This window comes from Stenotrophomonas sp. CFBP 13724 (assembly GCF_014841975.1).
Classification (GTDB): Bacteria; Pseudomonadota; Gammaproteobacteria; order Xanthomonadales; family Xanthomonadaceae; genus Stenotrophomonas; species Stenotrophomonas lacuserhaii.
Window position 1 is genome coordinate 185,398 of record NZ_JACYUW010000002.1, and the last position, 17,490, is coordinate 202,887.

At 59.4% G+C, this 17,490-nt stretch carries 15 protein-coding genes; 5 read left to right on the plus strand and 10 right to left on the minus strand.

The genetic code is table 11. The features are described from left to right. Positions 1-32 precede the first annotated feature (32 nt). Genes IFT63_RS11865 through IFT63_RS11880 form a run of 4 tightly spaced genes read left to right on the plus strand, consistent with a single transcriptional unit; the run spans position 33 to position 6,259 of the window. On the plus strand, positions 33-863 hold the full coding sequence (locus tag IFT63_RS11865; protein ID WP_249404457.1) for an ABC transporter permease: 831 nt from the start codon (positions 33-35) through the stop codon (positions 861-863). Continuing rightward, positions 853-2,172: an ABC transporter ATP-binding protein gene (locus IFT63_RS11870; protein WP_192084314.1), complete on the plus strand. Its 1,320-nt coding sequence runs from the start codon at positions 853-855 to the stop codon at positions 2,170-2,172. Before IFT63_RS11865 ends, IFT63_RS11870 begins: the two co-directional genes overlap by 11 nt. Positions 2,173-2,177: 5 nt before the next feature. Beyond that, positions 2,178-4,313, plus strand: coding sequence for a glycosyltransferase (locus tag IFT63_RS11875; protein ID WP_249404468.1), 2,136 nt, complete (start codon positions 2,178-2,180; stop codon positions 4,311-4,313). A gap of 8 nt (positions 4,314-4,321) precedes the next feature. After that, positions 4,322-6,259 carry a hypothetical protein gene (locus IFT63_RS11880; RefSeq protein ID WP_192084316.1) on the plus strand — a complete coding sequence of 646 codons (1,938 nt, stop codon included), beginning with the start codon at positions 4,322-4,324 and terminating at the stop codon, positions 6,257-6,259. A gap of 19 nt (positions 6,260-6,278) precedes the next feature. Here IFT63_RS11880 and IFT63_RS11885 read toward each other — a convergent pair whose 3' ends face one another. The 10 genes from IFT63_RS11885 to IFT63_RS11930 form a co-directional block, all read right to left on the minus strand. Then, positions 6,279-7,682: a glycosyltransferase family 4 protein gene (locus tag IFT63_RS11885; RefSeq protein ID WP_192084317.1), complete on the minus strand. Its 1,404-nt coding sequence runs from the start codon at positions 7,680-7,682 to the stop codon at positions 6,279-6,281. A gap of 47 nt (positions 7,683-7,729) precedes the next feature. Next, the gene (locus IFT63_RS11890; protein ID WP_192084318.1) at positions 7,730-8,452 is read right to left on the minus strand and encodes a glycosyltransferase; all 723 of its coding nucleotides are present in this window, start codon (positions 8,450-8,452) and stop codon (positions 7,730-7,732) included. A gap of 20 nt (positions 8,453-8,472) precedes the next feature. Further along, positions 8,473-9,483, minus strand: a complete 1,011-nt coding sequence (gene galE / locus IFT63_RS11895) for a UDP-glucose 4-epimerase GalE (RefSeq protein WP_192084319.1) — start codon at positions 9,481-9,483, stop codon at positions 8,473-8,475. A 55-nt stretch (positions 9,484-9,538) separates the two neighbouring features. Further along, positions 9,539-11,101: a hypothetical protein gene (locus IFT63_RS11900; RefSeq protein WP_192084320.1), complete on the minus strand. Its 1,563-nt coding sequence runs from the start codon at positions 11,099-11,101 to the stop codon at positions 9,539-9,541. After that, positions 11,101-12,231, minus strand: coding sequence for a dTDP-4-amino-4,6-dideoxygalactose transaminase (rffA, locus tag IFT63_RS11905; protein ID WP_192084321.1), 1,131 nt, complete (start codon positions 12,229-12,231; stop codon positions 11,101-11,103). The genes IFT63_RS11900 and rffA overlap by 1 nt, the downstream gene beginning before the upstream one ends. Positions 12,232-12,261: 30 nt before the next feature. After that, entirely contained in the window at positions 12,262-12,645 is a 384-nt protein-coding gene (locus IFT63_RS11910) for an EamA family transporter (RefSeq protein WP_192084322.1), read from the minus strand. Further along, on the minus strand, positions 12,642-13,397 hold the full coding sequence (locus IFT63_RS11915) for a GNAT family N-acetyltransferase (RefSeq protein WP_249404458.1): 756 nt from the start codon (positions 13,395-13,397) through the stop codon (positions 12,642-12,644). The genes IFT63_RS11910 and IFT63_RS11915 overlap by 4 nt, the downstream gene beginning before the upstream one ends. Continuing rightward, positions 13,390-14,310, minus strand: coding sequence for a glycosyltransferase family 2 protein (locus tag IFT63_RS11920; protein WP_232767772.1), 921 nt, complete (start codon positions 14,308-14,310; stop codon positions 13,390-13,392). Before IFT63_RS11920 ends, IFT63_RS11915 begins: the two co-directional genes overlap by 8 nt. Positions 14,311-14,487: 177 nt before the next feature. After that, complete coding sequence (locus IFT63_RS11925) at positions 14,488-15,426, minus strand: electron transfer flavoprotein subunit alpha/FixB family protein (RefSeq protein WP_192084324.1); 939 nt, start codon at positions 15,424-15,426, stop codon at positions 14,488-14,490. Then, a complete protein-coding gene (locus IFT63_RS11930) occupies positions 15,426-16,172 on the minus strand; it encodes an electron transfer flavoprotein subunit beta/FixA family protein (RefSeq protein ID WP_192084325.1) in 747 nt (248 codons plus the stop codon). The genes IFT63_RS11925 and IFT63_RS11930 overlap by 1 nt, the downstream gene beginning before the upstream one ends. A gap of 257 nt (positions 16,173-16,429) precedes the next feature. Here IFT63_RS11930 and rfbB point away from each other — a divergent pair, with 257 nt between their 5' ends. Continuing rightward, the gene (gene rfbB / locus IFT63_RS11935; RefSeq protein ID WP_192084326.1) at positions 16,430-17,485 is read left to right on the plus strand and encodes a dTDP-glucose 4,6-dehydratase; all 1,056 of its coding nucleotides are present in this window, start codon (positions 16,430-16,432) and stop codon (positions 17,483-17,485) included. The last annotated feature ends 5 nt before the right edge of the window (positions 17,486-17,490 follow it).

Consider the following 17,490-nt stretch of genomic DNA (forward strand, 5'->3'; position numbering starts at 1 on the left):
AGGGGCGACGCCAGCAATTCAGGAAGTCAAGAATGTTCAATTCAAACCAAGCGATGAGCCTGGCCCCGACTACCGCGATCCGCTCAATAGTGCATTACCGCGTCTTGATTCTGGATATGATCAAGCGAGAGGTAGTCGGCCGCTATAGGGGTTCGGTCATGGGCCTTCTGTGGTCCTTCTTTACGCCCGTCTTGATGCTGGTCGTATACACCTTTGTCTTCAGCGTCGTGTTCCAAGCCCGTTGGACAGGTGGTTCGGGCTCCAAGACAGAATTCGCGGTAGTTCTGTTCATCGGCATGATGATCTTTGGTTTGTTTGCGGAGTGCATGAACCGTGCACCCTCACTCATCCTGTCCAACGCGAACTATGTAAAAAAGGTGATTTTTCCATTGGAGATCCTTCCAGTGGTAGCGCTCGGTGCCGCGCTGTTCCATTTCGCAGTCAGTATGCTGGTATGGCTGCTTTTCTACGGTGTCCTGTTTGGTGTCCCGTCGATACAGGCCCTCTGGCTGCCGGTCGTGCTTCTGCCGTTGGCGTTGATGTGTTTGGGCATCTCCTGGTTACTCGCTTCGCTCGGCGTGTATCTTCGCGATGTGGGACAGGTCATCGCCGTCGTCACCACGGCCATGATGTTCATGTCACCTGTCTTCTTCCCGGTGGCTGCGATGCCCGAGGCATTCCGACCATACCTCTACCTGAGCCCGCTGACCTATTTCATTGAGCAGTCAAGAGACCTGCTCATATGGCATGGCACCATGCATTGGATGACATGGTGCCAGATGCTTGGACTGTCGCTGGCGATGGTTGTCTTGGGCTTTGCTTGGTTCCAGAAGACCAGAAAGGGTTTCGCAGATGTCATCTGAGAACGCCATTGAAGTAAGTAACCTGAGCAAGTGCTATCAGATCTACGACACGCCTCGTGATCGTCTGATGCAGATGTTGTTTGGTGGTGGAAACAAGCGTTTCTACCGGGAATTCTGGTCGTTGCGTGATATTTCCTTCAGCATTCCGAAGGGAAAGGTATACGGGATTCTCGGCAAGAACGGCGCCGGAAAATCGACGCTGCTGCAGATCATCTGTGGCACGTTGGCGGCGACGACAGGTGAGGCGAGGGTGGCTGGACGCGTTTCGGCGCTGCTTGAGCTGGGCTCGGGATTCAATCCCGAATTCACTGGTATCGAAAACATCTACATGAACGCCCAGTTGCTGGGTCTCACCCGCGCCCAAGTGGATGGAAAGCTTGATCAGATCATCGCCTTCGCCGACATCGGCGATCATGTGCATCAGCCAGTCAAGACCTACTCAAGCGGCATGTTCGCGCGTCTGGCGTTCTCTGTCGCCATCCACGTGGACCCGGACATCCTTATTGTCGATGAGACGCTCAGCGTCGGCGATGCATGGTTTCAGCACAAAAGCATGGCGCGCATGCGCAAGCTCATGGAGAGTGGCTGCACCGTGCTGTTTGTCAGCCACTCGATTGACGCGGTCCGAGCTCTGTGCGATTACGCGATCTGGATCGATGGCGGCACCCTGAAAATGCAGGGAAATGTCACCGAGGTGACCAATGCCTATATGAATGATGTATTCGTCGAACATAACAGGCTTATTCTTGAAGCAAACGACGTACCCATCCACGATGAGCTCGACAACGTGGAGGTGGCAGGCCCAACGCAGGTTGTTGCAAACGATCAGGAAGAAGCAACGCCGATCGATGCGGAAATGCCTGCCGACGGTGCCGTTCTGCATGTGCAGACGGTGCAAGTACTCAACGCTGATGGCAAACCGGTTGATCGAATCGAACAGCGGGACGAGCTCTCGTTGGCCATTGACGTCAAGTTCCACAAGGCGTTGAAAAACGTCAGCGTTGGTTTCCTCATCAAGGACCAGTTCGGTCAGGAATTGACGGGGGAAAGCATTTTCAACAGCTTCCGCAAGGGCGTGGAAGTGCATGCGGGTCAATTGTTGCGTGTCAGATTCAGGGGGGCGAATCTGCTGAGAGGGGGGCAATCCTACTCGGTTGCGATTCGTATCAATCAGGTCAGCCGATGGGACCGCAGCGACAATGTCGTCATCTATGCCGACGAATTGGCGGCGGTCTTCGATGTGTTGACAGACAACGACGAACCCATGTGGTTCAAATTCAGAATGCCCTTCAAGGTGGAATGCCAGTGAGCCGTATGGAAGTGAGCGTGGTGTTGAACCTGCATCGGGAGTCATTACTCCTGACGCCTACCCTTTTGTCGCTTGAAGCGTGCGCACACGAAGCCAGGAAAGCGGGCATTTCGGTCGAACTGATAGCGGTTTTTGACCGGACAGACGACGCAACCCGGGAGGCGTTCAACGCGCAGCGTCTCGAGGGATTTGCCCGTATCGAGACGGTTGAAGTGAATGTGGGCTCACTTGGGTTGGCGCGAAACGCAGGCATCGAGCGAGCCACGGGTGAGTACGTCTGGACCTCGGATTCCGATGACCTGGTTTCATCCAACGCCATCGTCGCCTTGCTGGAGACCGCCCGCAACAATCCAAATCCGGACGTGGTCGTTTTCATTGAATATCTCTGTGCCTTCGGCGACCGTTACCACAACGTCCGATACTTCGACTCGAAATATCTCACTGCAGGGGATTTCGCGCTTCATCACCCCTACATTTCCCGTATTTTCGTGCCGCGGGCCGCGTTCGACCAGTGCGGCTACGACGATTTGAGGGTGGCGTCAGGGTTCGCCTATGAGGATTGGCATCTCAATTGCAATCTTCGTGCCCGCGGTTTCGATATGGTGGTTGCGCCCGACACGGTCATCTTTTATCGGCAGCGTAACGGCAGTCTGCTCCGGCAGGCGGATGCCGCGTCATCACGCCTCATCCCGCACGGCCTGTTGTTTGATCGCAAGGTGTTTCTTGCCGACGTCCAGCGTTCGCGCTCCCAGGGCGGAGATTGGGCGAAACTTGTGCGGGAGCGGCAGGAGATCGCCTCGGCGGACAATACCGCACTGTTTACTTCCTCATCAAAGCTGATGGGCTATCTGCGCGACGCCGTTGAGCTGGAGCCCGAGATCGAAGCGTACCGGGTCGAGTCGGCGGGAAGCTACAGCCCCATGCCGTGGAACCCGGCACATTGGGGAATGCAGCTGGAAAATCTCTACCGGATGATCGGGGGAGAGATCTTCACTGATATCGTGCTGTTGCCTTGGCTGCGCCCAGGCGGTGGCGAAAAATACATCATGCAGGTGCTGGACAGGATTGCCGAGCAGGCGCCTGATTCGCGTCTGCTGGTCGTTGCGGGAGAGTCCGCGCCGCGGCACGAATGGGTGTCGCGTCTCCCGGCCGGTAGCGTATTCCTCGATATCTGCAATGCGTTCCCGGCCCTGAACGAGGTCGAGCGGGATGCCATGACCATCCGAGCCTTGCTGGCGGTGTCTTCCGACGGCGCGCGTCTGCACCTGAAATCTTCTGGGTTTGCGCATCGGCTGCTGGACTCGTTCGGCCCGGTAATGGGTGCCAGTTTCCGGATTGTTTATTATCGTTTCTGTGATGGCACGTACAGCTGGCAGGGTAAGATCAGGCGTGGTCCCTGGGGCGTGAGCGTGATGCGCAAGCATTTGCCCGGGTTCTGGAAAGTCGTGACCGATTGCAATGCCGTTCTGGACGATGATCAACGCTTTCTCGGCCCGCTTCCCAGCTACGAGGTGGTCTATGCGAAATGTGACGTACCGCGCGTGGTAGACGCAGGGCGTTCGGTACAGAAGCGGCTGCTGTGGGCATCGCGCGTGGATGTGCAGAAGCGGCCGGAGCGTCTGCTGCAGATCGCCACAGCATTGAAGACCGCCGGCGTCAATGTCGAGATCGACGCGTTTGGCTCGGCCGACGCGGGCGTTGATGTGAAGGCGATCTTTGGTTCGGGCACCGGCCCGGCTGGCGCTAAGGTGAACTATCGTGGCGGTTTCTCGTCCGTGTCGGATTTGCCTATCGAAAAATATGACGCATTCATTTACACCAGCGACTTTGATGGACTTCCGAACGTGCTGCTCGAGATGTTGGGCGCTGGACTGCCTGCGATAGCGCCGGACATTGGCGGTATCCGTGAGGTGGTGATTGACGGCGTGACCGGGAAACTGGTGAACAGCGTTGATGAGGCCTCTCTGATAGCCGCGTATGTGGATGCCGTGAAAGAAATCTACGGCGATTGGGAGGCTACGCTGCAACTGGGGCTTCGGGCGCGCGAACTGATCGCTGCGCAGCACGGCGCGGATGTTTTTGCAGAAAGGGTTGCCGGGGCCCTCGATCTCGGCTGGCTGGACTCCCGTAAGGTTTCTTGATGTCGACAATGCTCTTCTACGCTGACGCGGAAAGTATCGAAGTTCTGCGATCCGGTCGCCCCAAGGCGGTGCTGCTCGGCAGCGACTTTGGCTATGGCAATTTCGGCGACGTGTTACAGCACGTCGGCGCGGTTTCGCACCTGCAGCAGACGTCGGCGCTGGATCTGGTTTCGATCTTCGCCCTTGAGGCCATCTCCAGATTCGTTGGAGTCGATGCGCTCAGGCGGGTTTACAAGGTCGATGCGTTGATGTTCGTGGCGACCGAGCCCCTGAACGACGAGGATCTGGCGCGCTTGGGGCTTCACCAGGTGCTGGTGGTCAACGCCGTTTCTCTGGTCCATCTGTATGGCGGGGGATTCCTCAACGAGATGTGGGGCGATTTCTCTCTCAGCATTGCCGAGGAACTCCTCCGCCAGCTCCCTGGAACTACTTACGTTATTTCGGGGCAACAGGTCGCTGCCGGCTATTCAAAACGAGTAGCCGAGCATGTCGCGACCTACAGGCCGCGTCTGGTAGGTGTGCGCGACCGCGACTCCCTGCGCAACGTTCAGGAGCAGGGCGTGTCTGCTGAGTTCTCCTTTGACGATGCCGTGGAGCAATTGCAATCGCTCTCTAGGCTGTATCAGTTTCGCCGAGGGGAGGGGGCCTTCCTTCACCTCAACTCCTCCGGCTACACGGGTAATGACACCGCATTGCTGGAGATGACGCATCATCTCTCACTGGTATCCGCCCGTATGGGCGGCTCGCAGCTGCCTGTCTTGTTCCAGGCGTTCCAGGATGGTCGCGAACAGGTGATCGACTCCTTGGAAACGGTCAAGCGGCTTGAACGGGCATTTCCATTTGCCGGCGTCCAAGCTGCGCTGCTCGTGGAGGCCATTCTGGCTCCGCCGGGAACGCGGGAGCCGCGCGTGCTGGTAGGTCAGTTCGGCTACTCCTGTTCCTACCACGTCACCATGTGGTTGCAGCTCAACGGCATTCCTTGCTGGTTGCGTGGCAGCAACAATTATTATGACCAGAAGCGCCGGTCGCTGGGAGTGGAAAATAGCTTCGAGTCCTTCCTGGAGACACTTCCGCTGGTTGAGCATGGAGCCAATCTGGAAGCGCGAAGCCGGTGGCTCGGCAAGCTTGATGCCGTAGTCGACAGCGCGGATCGCGAGGGAGGAGCGTTGATGTGGGAATCGATCGCTCCTGGACGGCGCCGATTCCATTTCAAGGGAGAGCCCCGGCTGGAGACGCTGCTGGGTGACAGTTGGCAAACGGTCACCCAGTTGCAGGAGGAAAAGGGTCAGCTACTGGAAAAGCATGCTGCGAATTCAGCCGACAGCCTGCTCAAGGAAGCGCAGCGACAGGAACTGGAGGCCAAGCTTGCGCAGATGCATGCGACGCTGCAGGCCGTGGAACAGGGTCGAGATGAGCTCTCGCTTCAGTTGCAGTCTGCCAGCGAACGTTGCGAGATCATGGATGCGGCGATTCAAGCGGCCAATGCCGCTGCCGCCGACGCCAACGGCCGCCTGGAACGTCTGTTTGATACATCGCTGCCCGCCGGCGAACGATTTGGCCACTTGGACCAGGTCCGGCGATATGTCCTCGAGCAACAGAGGATGATTGAGGATCGTCTTCTGGCGTGCAACGAGCAGCTCACCGCGGTTGGCTTCGAGGCTCGCCGCTACCGTCTGCAGGCCGAAGCGGAGCATGACGCGAGCGTGTATCACAGGGCAAGAGACGAGGCCAGCACGAAGCTCCTTCAGGAGATCATGGCCAGTCGTTCCTGGCGGTGGGCACGGCCGCTGCGGGTGGCTAACCGCTTCGCAAGAACCCGTCGTTTTGACGCCTCCGGGAACGTCGGGCTTTTCGAAGCGGCGCGTCTGGTAGGGAATCGCCTGCCAATTGCTTCCTCACTCAGGACGCGTATTGGCGGATGGCTTAGACAGCTGCGCAGGAGCTGAGCCCCTGCGGCAGCCGCTGTCACATGTCCGCGTAGCCCTCTATCCGACGCATGCCATTGGCAAATGATTCCCAAGTGAACAGGGCGACGCGCTCGTCCTGCTCACGCAAGCGCTGTTGCCGACTATCGCTGTTGGCCTGCAGCCCCTCGAGAGCCTGTACATAGTCCGCAGCGTCGGCATTCGCGGCGAGCAACCACCGCGCAGGCACCAGGTCGCGGATTCCACCCACATCTGGCGCCACAATAGGAAGGCCAGCTTGCGCGGCTTCCAGCAGCACGTTTGGCAGGCCATCCCAAGCGCTGGTGTAAACGTAAGCCAGATGCTCCGCAGAAACGATGTCACGGAAGCTGTCAAACGGGCCGTGCAACGTGACATTGTTCAAGCGGCGCAGTTCCTTGTGCACCGGATCGTCGGCGGCCAGGGCCGTTCCGTGGACGTCCCAATGCAGGTGCTTCATGCGGGATGCAAGCTGCAGCAGCAACTCCGGTCTTTTCTGGCGTTCGAGACGACTGGCCCACAACACACGGTTGCCTGCTGCATCCGCACGTGCCGCGCGTGTCATGTGTGGCGCAGGGAAATGAACGACCTTGAAAAGATCGTGGTTGATTCCCAACATGCGGTTCCAGCTCACCGGAGAAGCGCTGTTGTCTGTGATCACGGCATCCAGCAGGTGAGACGTAGTGGGAAGATGCCGCTGTGCGAGTCCATCCACCCGGCCGTCGACCGTAAATTCATCGCAATACAGTGAAGCGAAGACGCGCGTCTGTTGCCGTAAAGCCAAACCAAACTGCTCAAGCATTCTCCAGGCCGTATGCGAATTGATGATATGGATGCGGTCCGGCGCAAGTTGTAGCACGAGCCTGGCGAGCACGATTTCCGGCTCCCGCGTTGGCCCACTAAGCGCGGCCATTTCCTCGCCTGCATCGATGAACGCGACATCCCTGGGGAGGCGACCAGCCCAAGGCGAGTCTCCAGATTCGGTGGCAATGACCAAGGTGCGTTGCCCTAGGTCACCATGGCAAAGGTTTGCGTGATGCAGCGCCCCCAGATCGGCGCCACCGCGCTTGAGCCACGGCACGAACAGGATCGTGTCAAAGCGACGATTTCCCACCTCGTCCAGGATGCGCTGATACGCCGCGCCGGCGTCCACCCAGTGCGTGGGCGCGTAGCGGGCTACCGGAGCTGATTGGAGGAATGCGCCAGATGACAGCAGCGTGTCCACTTCCACGGCGAGGCCCCGCATATCATCAACCGCCCATGCGGGAAGTGTGCGCATCGGTTTTGCCGGTTCGCGCAGGTTCCTGCGCGCCAGAAGGCGGTCGACTGACAGTGACCCGCCTGCAGACGGGCAGACACGCCTGATCATCGCAAGTATGAGGGAAAGGAGTCGGCGCTGCGTGCTTTCCTGGAGCTTGGACAGCATCAGGCGATCCACGATATGGTAGATGCGGCGAATGAAGGCTCTGGAAGTCACGGGCGAGGCGCGAACAAGCGAGTTGGTGGGATGAGTGCACGGTTACCCGCATGGGCGTTGTTCAATGACCCCGACTCCTTCTTGCGCACGTAATGAGCGGTCTTTTCCGCTATAAGGTGGGGGTGGCCCAACGCCAGCGTTTGGCAGTTCCAGTGCCAGTCTTCAAAGCCGAATCCGGACTCTCCTGGACGTGCCAGTACGTACGGTGTTTCCAGATAGATGTCCTTGGCACCAAAACTGCATGAATTCCAAGGATTAGTGACCAGCATGCAGTTGGCGTCGAACTCTGCGGCATTGCTAGCGGTCTGCCACCAGATTCCGGTCTCTGCGCCGAATGTCACGATCAATTCGGGGTGCAGGATAACGTGCTCGTCACCGGCCGCGGTGTCCCAGCAACGGGTGATGAAGTCCGCAGACAGGTAATCATCACCATCGCAGATCAGGATCCATGTTCCCCTCGCTGACAGGATTGCAGCATTCCTGGAAAGTCCGAGATCGGCGCAGTGCACCTCCAGCAACTGGTCGATCAGTCCTGTGTCGCGGTGCATGGAAACAATGCGCGACGTCTCACTGTCGGCATTGTCAAGCGTAGCGACTACCTCCACTGCAATGCCTCGCCGCTCCGCAGCAAGTCTGCATCGACGAAGTGACAAAAGACTCTTGTGGGCCAATAGCCCTTCGCGGTGGAAAGTGATGACTGCTGAGATCTGGGGCAGCATTAGTGATGTCTGGATCCAGGTCAGGTGAGGGTCGCGCCGGAGTGGACTTGCCAGCGCCAGGCATCCACGCACATCTGGTTCAGGTCATGCATGGCGCGCCATCCCAGCACTTCGCGTGCGAGTGTCGGATCTGCGAAGCAGCTGGCTGCATCACCGGGCCTGCGATCAACAATGCGCACCGGGACGCTGCGACCACTGGCGCGCTCGAACGCGGCAACCACATCCAGAACACTGTACCCGTTGCCAGTACCCAGATTCACCGTCATGCTCTGACCATTCCCGACAATGTGATCGAGTGCCAGAACGTGGGCGACAGCCAGGTCCACGACGTGGATGTAGTCCCGAACTCCGGTTCCATCCGGCGTATTGTAGTCATTACCGAATACCTGAAGATACTCGCGTTGTCCGCTTGCAACCTGGGAGACATAAGGCATCAGGTTGTTGGGCGTGCCATTGGGCGATTCGCCGATCAATCCAGATGGGTGTGCTCCCACTGGATTGAAGTAGCGAAGTGAGGCCACGTGGAAGTGCGGGTCTGCAGCGACTTTGTCAGACAGCAACTGCTCGCAGACAAGTTTGGTGCGCCCGTAGGGATTGGTGGTGCGGGTCGGGGCGGACTCGGAAATGGGGCAGTGGTCAGGATCGCCGTATACCGTCGCCGACGAGCTGAAAACGAAATGGCGTACGCCAACCTCTTCCATGGCCTGCAGGAGGGTGATCGTTCCGGAAATATTATTGTCGAAATAATCGAGCGGGCGTCGCCACGACTCACCAACGGATTTCAGCGCCGCGAAGTGAATGACTGCATCAATCGAGTGCGACCTCAGGACCGTCTTCATCGCCTCGCCATCGCGGACATCGCAACGCGTGAACGCGACTTTCTTCCCTGAGATGGATTGAATGGCGTCAAGCACGTCAACCTGGCTATTGCTTAGGTTATCGCTGATCACGACATCGTGGCCGCTTGCCAGTAGTTCAATACAGGTATGTGAGCCGATGAAGCCGGATCCTCCGGTTACCAGAACTTTCATATGTAGACGTGGGCCCGAGATAGTTGGAAGGCAGGTGCAGTGGTGACCAGGTTGCTCATTGCATGCAAACGACAACCTCACCATTTTCCAGATGGAGTGAGGCAGGGTCAGGATACTTCGGCGATGTCGAGCAGAACTCACTGAATTCAGGTGCCAGACGAACCGTTTGATCACGGCCAGTGGCTTCGTCGAACAGCGGATCGAGCGCCCAAGCAACGCTCAATGCGGAAATATTGAGATCGCCTTGGGCGATTTCACGCGCCACATCGTGTCCCCAGTCAGAATCAACAAGCGCGAGCTTGGATGCCTGCCCGGAGAATTTCCCCACAGCCATCTGGGTAATGTCACGGGCCTGCATCTGGTCCCAGCGGTTGAGGCGTTGCTGGTTGGAAAGAATCTGAGTGCTGTGCGCCGAGAAAATTCCAGCGCTGGCAACGAGCAGCACACCTGCCAGTGTAGCCAAACGGCCACCACGTGCCGCAAGCAGTGCAATGGCGGCCGCCAAGGCGAAGGGAACAGCTATCAGTGTACGTGGCACCGGCCACCAGATCGTCGACGCCGCCGTCGGTATGAGTGCAGCGGCTGTAGCCGCCAAGAACGTCACAAGCGAAAGCCATCCCGCCCGCCGATACCCGCGCAAAGAGGAGGCAAGCAAGACAAAGAAACCTGCCAGTGCAAGGATTTTTGCTGGCCAGCCGGCGACGGTCTCCGAATCGGCCCATATAACCTGCACAAGTCCCATCAGTGCTTCGCTGCGTTGGCCAAGCATATCCGCCCCGATAAGCTCCGCGCGTTGGGTAGGCTCAAGGCCGAACATGAGCATGGTCATCTTCGCCACAATCGTACTGGTGGCGATGAGTACTGCACCGATCAACATGGCCCTGATGATCGGCTCAAGCCAGGCCCAACTGCCAGCAGATTTTCCCATGTAGGTGGGGGTGACGCCCATCTGCAGTCGCTGCATGTGCACGCACAACACAGCGATGGACATGTATGAAACGGCCAACTGATTGAATCCCATCGCCAGTGTCATGGCGAAAAGACTCGCCAGTACGTTGAATACCCTGGCTTCCTCCTGCTCCAATGCGAGGCGATACAGCCGGAGCGCAGCCCACAGGCTCAGGAACATCGCCGACATCGGCAATGCTGCCTGACGAAACGATACGTACTCTGCGTAGTAAGGATGGGAGCCCAGGAGGGCGCCGATGCCGACCGCAAGGATGGGGGAAGATCGCTTGGGGAGATCCAGTGCGTCCTTGAAGAACAGTCCGCTGAAAAAGGCGGTCGCAACCAGCCCTATTGTCGAAAAGCTGGCCATGGTCAGGTTGCTGGCATGCAGCACGACGTCCATCAGCGCACTGCCATAGCGTCCCTGTGACAGGAAGAAATCGACCAGGCTTTCGCCGGCGCCCCTGCGGATGATGCCGTAGTCATCAAGGCCATAGCCTGGAGTGAACCCGATCATCTTCGACGCAAGGAAAAAGCCGGCGTAGGACACCAGAAGCAACAGGCCTGCGTCGACACGATGTCCCCAGGACAACTGCGGTGTCGATGCGTCTCTGCTTCCGGTCGGATCCGGATCCGCATTTGACGTTGGCAAGTCAGCTGTCATCTTCATCAGCCCTCACGGATCGACGCCTCGGCGGCGTCCAGGACTTCATCCATCTGCGACTCCAGGCCGAGCCAGAGCGGGAGGCGAACCAGCCGGTTGCTGATGTTGTTGGTGACGTCCAGCGTGCCGGAAGCTCGCCCCAACTGCTCTCCAGCAGGCGAAGAATGCAGGGGGATGTAGTGGAAGACAGTCTGAACGGCGCGAGCCTTCATGCTGGCAATGAAGCGGGCACGGGCTTCCAGGCTGGGTAGCAGCAGGTAATACATGTGTGCATTGTGCTCACATGCCTCCGGTATCACCGGGCGCCGCAAGGTGCCGTCGGCTTCGTGAGGCGCTGCCCACGCATGGTAGCGATCCCAGATTGCAAGGCGCCTGGCAGTGATCTCTTCGGCATCATCCAGCTGAGCACTCAGAAATGCCGCGATGATTTCACCTGGGAGGTAGGACGAGCCCACATCGACCCAGGTGTACTTGTCCACTTGCCCGCGGAAGAATCTACTGCGGTTGGTGCCTTTTTCGCGGATGATTTCCGCGCGCTCTCCATAAAAGGCATCTCGGCACAGCAGCGCGCCACCTTCCCCGGAGATGACATTCTTTGTTTCGTGGAAGCTGAAAGCACCAAGATCACCGATCGTGCCAAGCGCTCGCCCCTTGTAAGTTGACATGATGCCTTGGGCGGCATCTTCGACAACGGCCAGTCCGCGCCGCTGCGCAATATCAACGATCATGTCCATCTCGCAAGCCACACCAGCGTAATGGACAACACAGATAGCCCGAGTGCGCGGCGTGATTGCCGCTTCGATCAGTGACTCGTCGATGTTCAACGTGTCGGATCGCACATCGACAAAGACAGGAACTGCGCCTCGAAGTGCGAATGCATTTGCAGTAGATACGAAAGTGAACGAAGGCATGATCACCTCGTCGCCCGGTTTCAGATCCAGAAGCAGAGCGGCCATTTCGAGCGCCGCGGTGCAGGAATGCGTAAGCAAGGCTGTAGATGCTCCGGTGCGCTGTCGCAACCAGGCGTGGCACTGCTTGGTAAACGGCCCATCCCCAGACAGATGGCCATTGGCATGAGCCTGGCTGATCAAGGGGAGTTCCTTTCCAGTCATGAACGGGCGATTGAACGGAATCATGAGGTCTCTTTGCGATGCGATTAAGTAAAATCAGCCTTGGCTGATTATGACCAGTCCGACAATAACGGTCACCAGTCCGATCGCCTTGGATGGAGTGAATGCTTCGCCGAACAGGGGCACTGCTGCAATACATACGATCACGAAGTTGAGCGCCATGAACGGATATGCCCGGCTGAGCTCCAGACGCGACACCGCCAACATCCAGCAGAGCGATGCGGCGAAAGCAGCAAAAAAGGCCGATACGACCCAGGGCTGGAGAAGAAGCTGCACCACCGTTGGCAGTTTGCCCAACCACCCTGCCGTGGTCGCCTGATACGAAGTCGCCTGCCATTTGATGACGAGCTGGCCATAGCTGGTCAGGATGATTGTTGCGGCAACCATCGACCAGGGAAAAAGTGTCGGGGATAAGTTCATGATGTGCTCCGCTGCGCGGCGATGCGCCGATCAATGTGGAAGGTGTCGTATGCACTTTCCAACAGTAATCCTGCACGGGACCATTGTCGCTGCACGGTGTAGTTCCAGATCTGCGTGGAAATGCTCAACCGGCCCAGTCCGGTTTCTGCATAGTGGTGCAGCAGGTGACGCAGCAGCGTTCCGTAATGGCCTCTTCTTTCGAAAGAAGGATGGACTGCGTTCAGTACGATTTCCACCCCGCGATCCTTGATGTCGCATGTGGCAAAACCAGCCGCAACGCAGTCGTCAAATACCAGCCACGTATCGCTGCTGGGGTCGGAGGGATCGGCTCGGCTTTGCGCCCACTCGACGTACCCATCAAGAACCTGCGCCGCAGGCAGTAACGGGTTGGCAGCATAATGCGCGCGGTAATTTTTGAACGCCGTGGAAGCGATGCTGCGGATCGCCTCGAGATCGGTGACCTCCGCAAGCCGTACGTTGGCTGCTGCCTTGGCGCTCGGCGCAGGCAAGCCCACGTCATAGTAGACCAGCGTATCGGCATGGATAAGGGCTTCGCCACGCTGGACAAGCGCGTTGGGGATTGCGCAATCGCCGGCGGGGAAACGGGCGATGATCAACTCAGCCGTAGAGGCTTGGATCGCGCTGATCGCGCTTGCCGCAGGAACGTGGCGGCCCAGGCTGGCGCGCTCCACGCGAATGGAGAAGCGGTTTGAATCTAGGGGCGAGTAGCTGAGCAGCGGCGATTCATTCATTCTCGTCGTTCCATGAGTCGCGCCAGATGATGTATTGCGGTCGTCTCTTGCTTTCGTTGTGCACACGTCCAACATACAGGCCCACTACGCCAATGCTGGCCATCAGGAAGCTGCCCACTAGCCATACCGAAGCGAGAATGCTGGTGAAGCCTGCTACGCGAATGTCGCCCACGAGGTAGCGGTAGACAGCAAACGCAGCGACGCACAGGCCGACACCGGCCAGTGCGAACGCTGCGGACATGACCAGTCGCAACGGCTTGTCGGAGAAGGACAGGGCGATCCGCGTGGCCATTTGCAGCAGCTTGCGCAATGTGTAGCTACTTCTGCCCTCCGTGCGTCGTCCGTGCTCCACGGAAATGCGCGCGGTTCTGAAGCCTGTCCACCGGGCAAGAAGAGGCAAGAATCGGTCCGTTTCCGGCATCGCGTTCATTGCATCGATGACTTTGCGGCTGTATGCGCCAAAATTGGCAGTACTAGGGTCGTAGCTTGTGTCAGTCAGCCAGCCAAGGGTGCGGTAGAACGCGCGGGATCCGGTGCGCTTCAACCAAGTGTCCCGTCGCTCGGTACGCTGCCCGAGGACAATTTCCACATCGTCGGTAAGTGCTTCTAGGAGGGCCGGAATTTCTTCAGGCACATCCTGCAGGTCGCAGTCCATTACAATGACGGCCGCGCCGCGCGTTTGCGCTATTCCGGCGCTGATCGCCGCATGTTGGCCGAAGTTTCTGGATAGTTTAAGGCCGCGCACTGCAGGATGAAGCGCGGAGAGTTCGCTGATTCTGCTCCAGGCCTGATCTGGACTGTCATCATCCACGAAAATGAGCTCGACGGTCCGGCCCATACCGCTAACGGCGGCCAATATGCGCTCGGTCAACTCTTCAAGACAGCCCGCGCATCCATAGACAGGAACGACCACAGATACCTCCAGACCAATCGGAAGACCCCGTGTGCCAGTCCGATCCGCAGTGTTCAATGACAGGGATGTTGAAGAATTTGGAGACACGCGGGTGAAGAATCCAATAGTTGGAACGGGAAGAGCGTCGGCCGCACAGGGCGGCCGACGTTGCGGAGCCTACTATTCCACAAATGAGCCCTACAGAGCTTTCTCCAGCTCGGGCAAAATCGTGAACAGGTCGCCCGCCAGTCCAATGTCTGCAATTTCGAAGATCGGCGAATCCGGGTCCTTGTTGATCGCCACGATGGTGCCTGCATCCTTGATGCCGGTCAGGTGCTGGATGGCGCCACTGATGCCGATCGCCACGTACAGCTCCGGCGCGATGATCTTGCCGGTCTGGCCGACCTGCAGTTCATTGGGCACGTAACCCGCATCCACGGCGGCGCGCGAGGCACCGACGGCAGCGCCCAGCTTGTCCGCCAGCTGGTAGATGACCTTGAAGTTCTCTTCCGAACCGACGCCGCGGCCACCGGAGACCACACGCTTTGCGCTCTGCAGGTCCGGGCGATCACTGCTGGCAGCAGCCAGGCCGAGGAAGCGGGTATGGGTCGGCAGGGCAGCGTCCACGCTCAGCGATTCCACGCTGGCGCTGCCGCCCTGGGCAGCTTCGGGCCAGGATGCGCTGCGCACGGTAGCGACCACGGTCTGGTCGGCCGGGGCCTCCACGGTGATGATCGCGTTGCTGGCGTAGATCGGGCGCTTGAAGGTATGGCTGCCTTCCACGGTCATCAGGTCGGACACCTGCGCGACGCCCAGCAGGGCGGCCACGCAGGGCATCAGGTCCTTGCCGAAGGTGGTGGACGGACCGAATACGTGGCTGTAACCGGCGGCGGCCTTGGCGATCTGCGGCGCCAGCACCTGCGCGATCGGGTTCGCGTTGGCGGCGTTGGCCACGGTCAGCACTTTGCTGACACCGCTGATCTTTGCCGCCTCAGCCGCAACCGCGGCCGGATCGGCAGCCAGCACCAGCACGTGCACTTCGGCGCCGCTGATGGCGGTTGCCGCACTGACGGTCTTGGCGGTGGCGGCGTTGAGCTTGCCGTCGTGGTGCTCGGCGATGACGAGAATCGTGCTCATTACAGCAACCCCTTCTGCTTGAGTGCGGCCACCAGCTCGGCGGCATCCTTGACCATTACGCCCTTGCTGCGCTTGCCTGGTGCGGCGTAGAGGGTGGTCTTCAAGGTATCCACGGCTTCAACGCCCAGATCCGCCAGCTGCAGCGTCTCCAGGGGTTTGGCCTTGGCCTTCATGATGTCGGGCAGCTTGATGAAGCGGGGCTCGTTCAGGCGCAGGTCGGTAGTGACCACGGCCGGCAGGTCCAGTTCCAGCGTTTCCAGGCCGGCATCGACTTCACGGGTCACCGTGGCCTTGCCATCGGCAATCTCGACCTTGCTGGCGAAGGTCGCCTGCGGGCGGCCCCAGATCGTGGCCAGCATCTGGCCGGTCTGGCTGGCGTCGTCATCGATTGCCTGCTTGCCGAGGATGACCAGCTCCGGCTGTTCCTTCTCGATCAGCTTGAGCAGGGCGCGGGCCGCGGTCAGCGGCTGGATGGCCTCGTCGGTGACGATGTGGATGGCGCGATTGGCACCCATGGCCAGGCCGTTGCGCAGGTGCGCCTGGGCGTCGGCCGGGGCAATGGTGGCGACGATGACTTCGCTGGCGATGCCCTTGTCGCGCAGGCGCAGGGCTTCTTCCAGCGCGATTTCATCGAAAGGATTTGGAGACAGCTTGACGCCGTCGGTCACCACGCCGGAGCCGTCCGGCTTGACCTGAATGCGGACGTTGTAGTCCACCACGCGCTTGTACGCGACGAGGATTTTCATCTGGTACGGGTCCTTCACTATCGGGGGTCGTCCGGTCCTGGCAACAGCAACCGGTTCGGGGGTGGGACCCCGATTCTAACTGGCGATTGGCGACCATGCGAATGCGTATGGTGAGCTAGATGATGGTGCAGCGCGGCATGGCGCAGTCCATATCATCCCCAAAGAGGCCTTCCATGGAGGCCCGTTGTATCCTTTGCGACTGAATCGCCCGCGCCTTGGAGGCCTGGACATTCATCACATTACAGGAGAAACAGGTAGTGCCCACTTGGCTTGTCACCGGCGGCGCCGGATTCATTGGCGGTAATTTCGTCCTCGAAGCAGCAGCCCGCGGCGTCAAGGTCATCAATCTTGATGCCCTTACCTATGCCGGCAACCTGAAGACCCTGAGCAGCCTGGAAGGCAATCCCGACCATGTCTTCGTGGAAGGTGGTATCGGTGACAGTGCGCTGGTGTCGCGCTTGCTGGCCGAACACCAGCCCGATGCGGTGCTGAACTTCGCCGCCGAAAGCCACGTCGATCGTTCCATCGACGGCCCGGGTGCCTTCATCCAGACCAACGTGGTCGGCACGCTCGGCCTGCTGGAAGCGGTGCGCGACTACTGGAAGGCGCTGCCGGCCGACAAGGGCGTGGCGTTCCGCTTCCTGCACGTGTCCACCGATGAGGTCTACGGCACCCTCGGCGAGACCGGCAAGTTCAGTGAGACCACGCCGTACGCGCCGAACTCGCCGTACTCCGCCTCCAAGGCGGCGTCGGATCACCTCGTGCGCGCGTTCCACCATACTTACGGCCTGCCGGTGCTCACCACCAACTGCTCCAACAACTACGGGCCGTACCACTTCCCGGAGAAACTCATTCCGCTGGTGATCGCCAAGGCGCTGGCCGGCGAGCCGCTGCCGGTCTACGGCGATGGCAAGCAGGTGCGCGACTGGCTGTTCGTATCCGACCACTGCGAAGCGATCCGCACCGTGCTGGCCAAGGGCCGCGTCGGCGAAACCTACAACGTGGGCGGCAATTCCGAAAAACAGAATATCGAAGTGGTGCAGGCGATCTGCGCACTGCTGGATGCACGTCGTCCGCGCGAAGATGGCCAGCCGCGCAGCAGCCAGATCACCTATGTCACCGACCGCCCGGGCCACGATCGTCGCTACGCGATCGATGCGTCCAAGCTGAAGGACGAACTGGGGTGGGAGCCTGCTTACACGTTCGAGCAGGGCATTGGCTTCACCGTCGACTGGTACCTGGACAACCAGGAATGGGTGAACGGCGTGCTGGATGGCAGCTACCGCCTGCAGCGCATCGGCACCACCGCCTGAGCCCT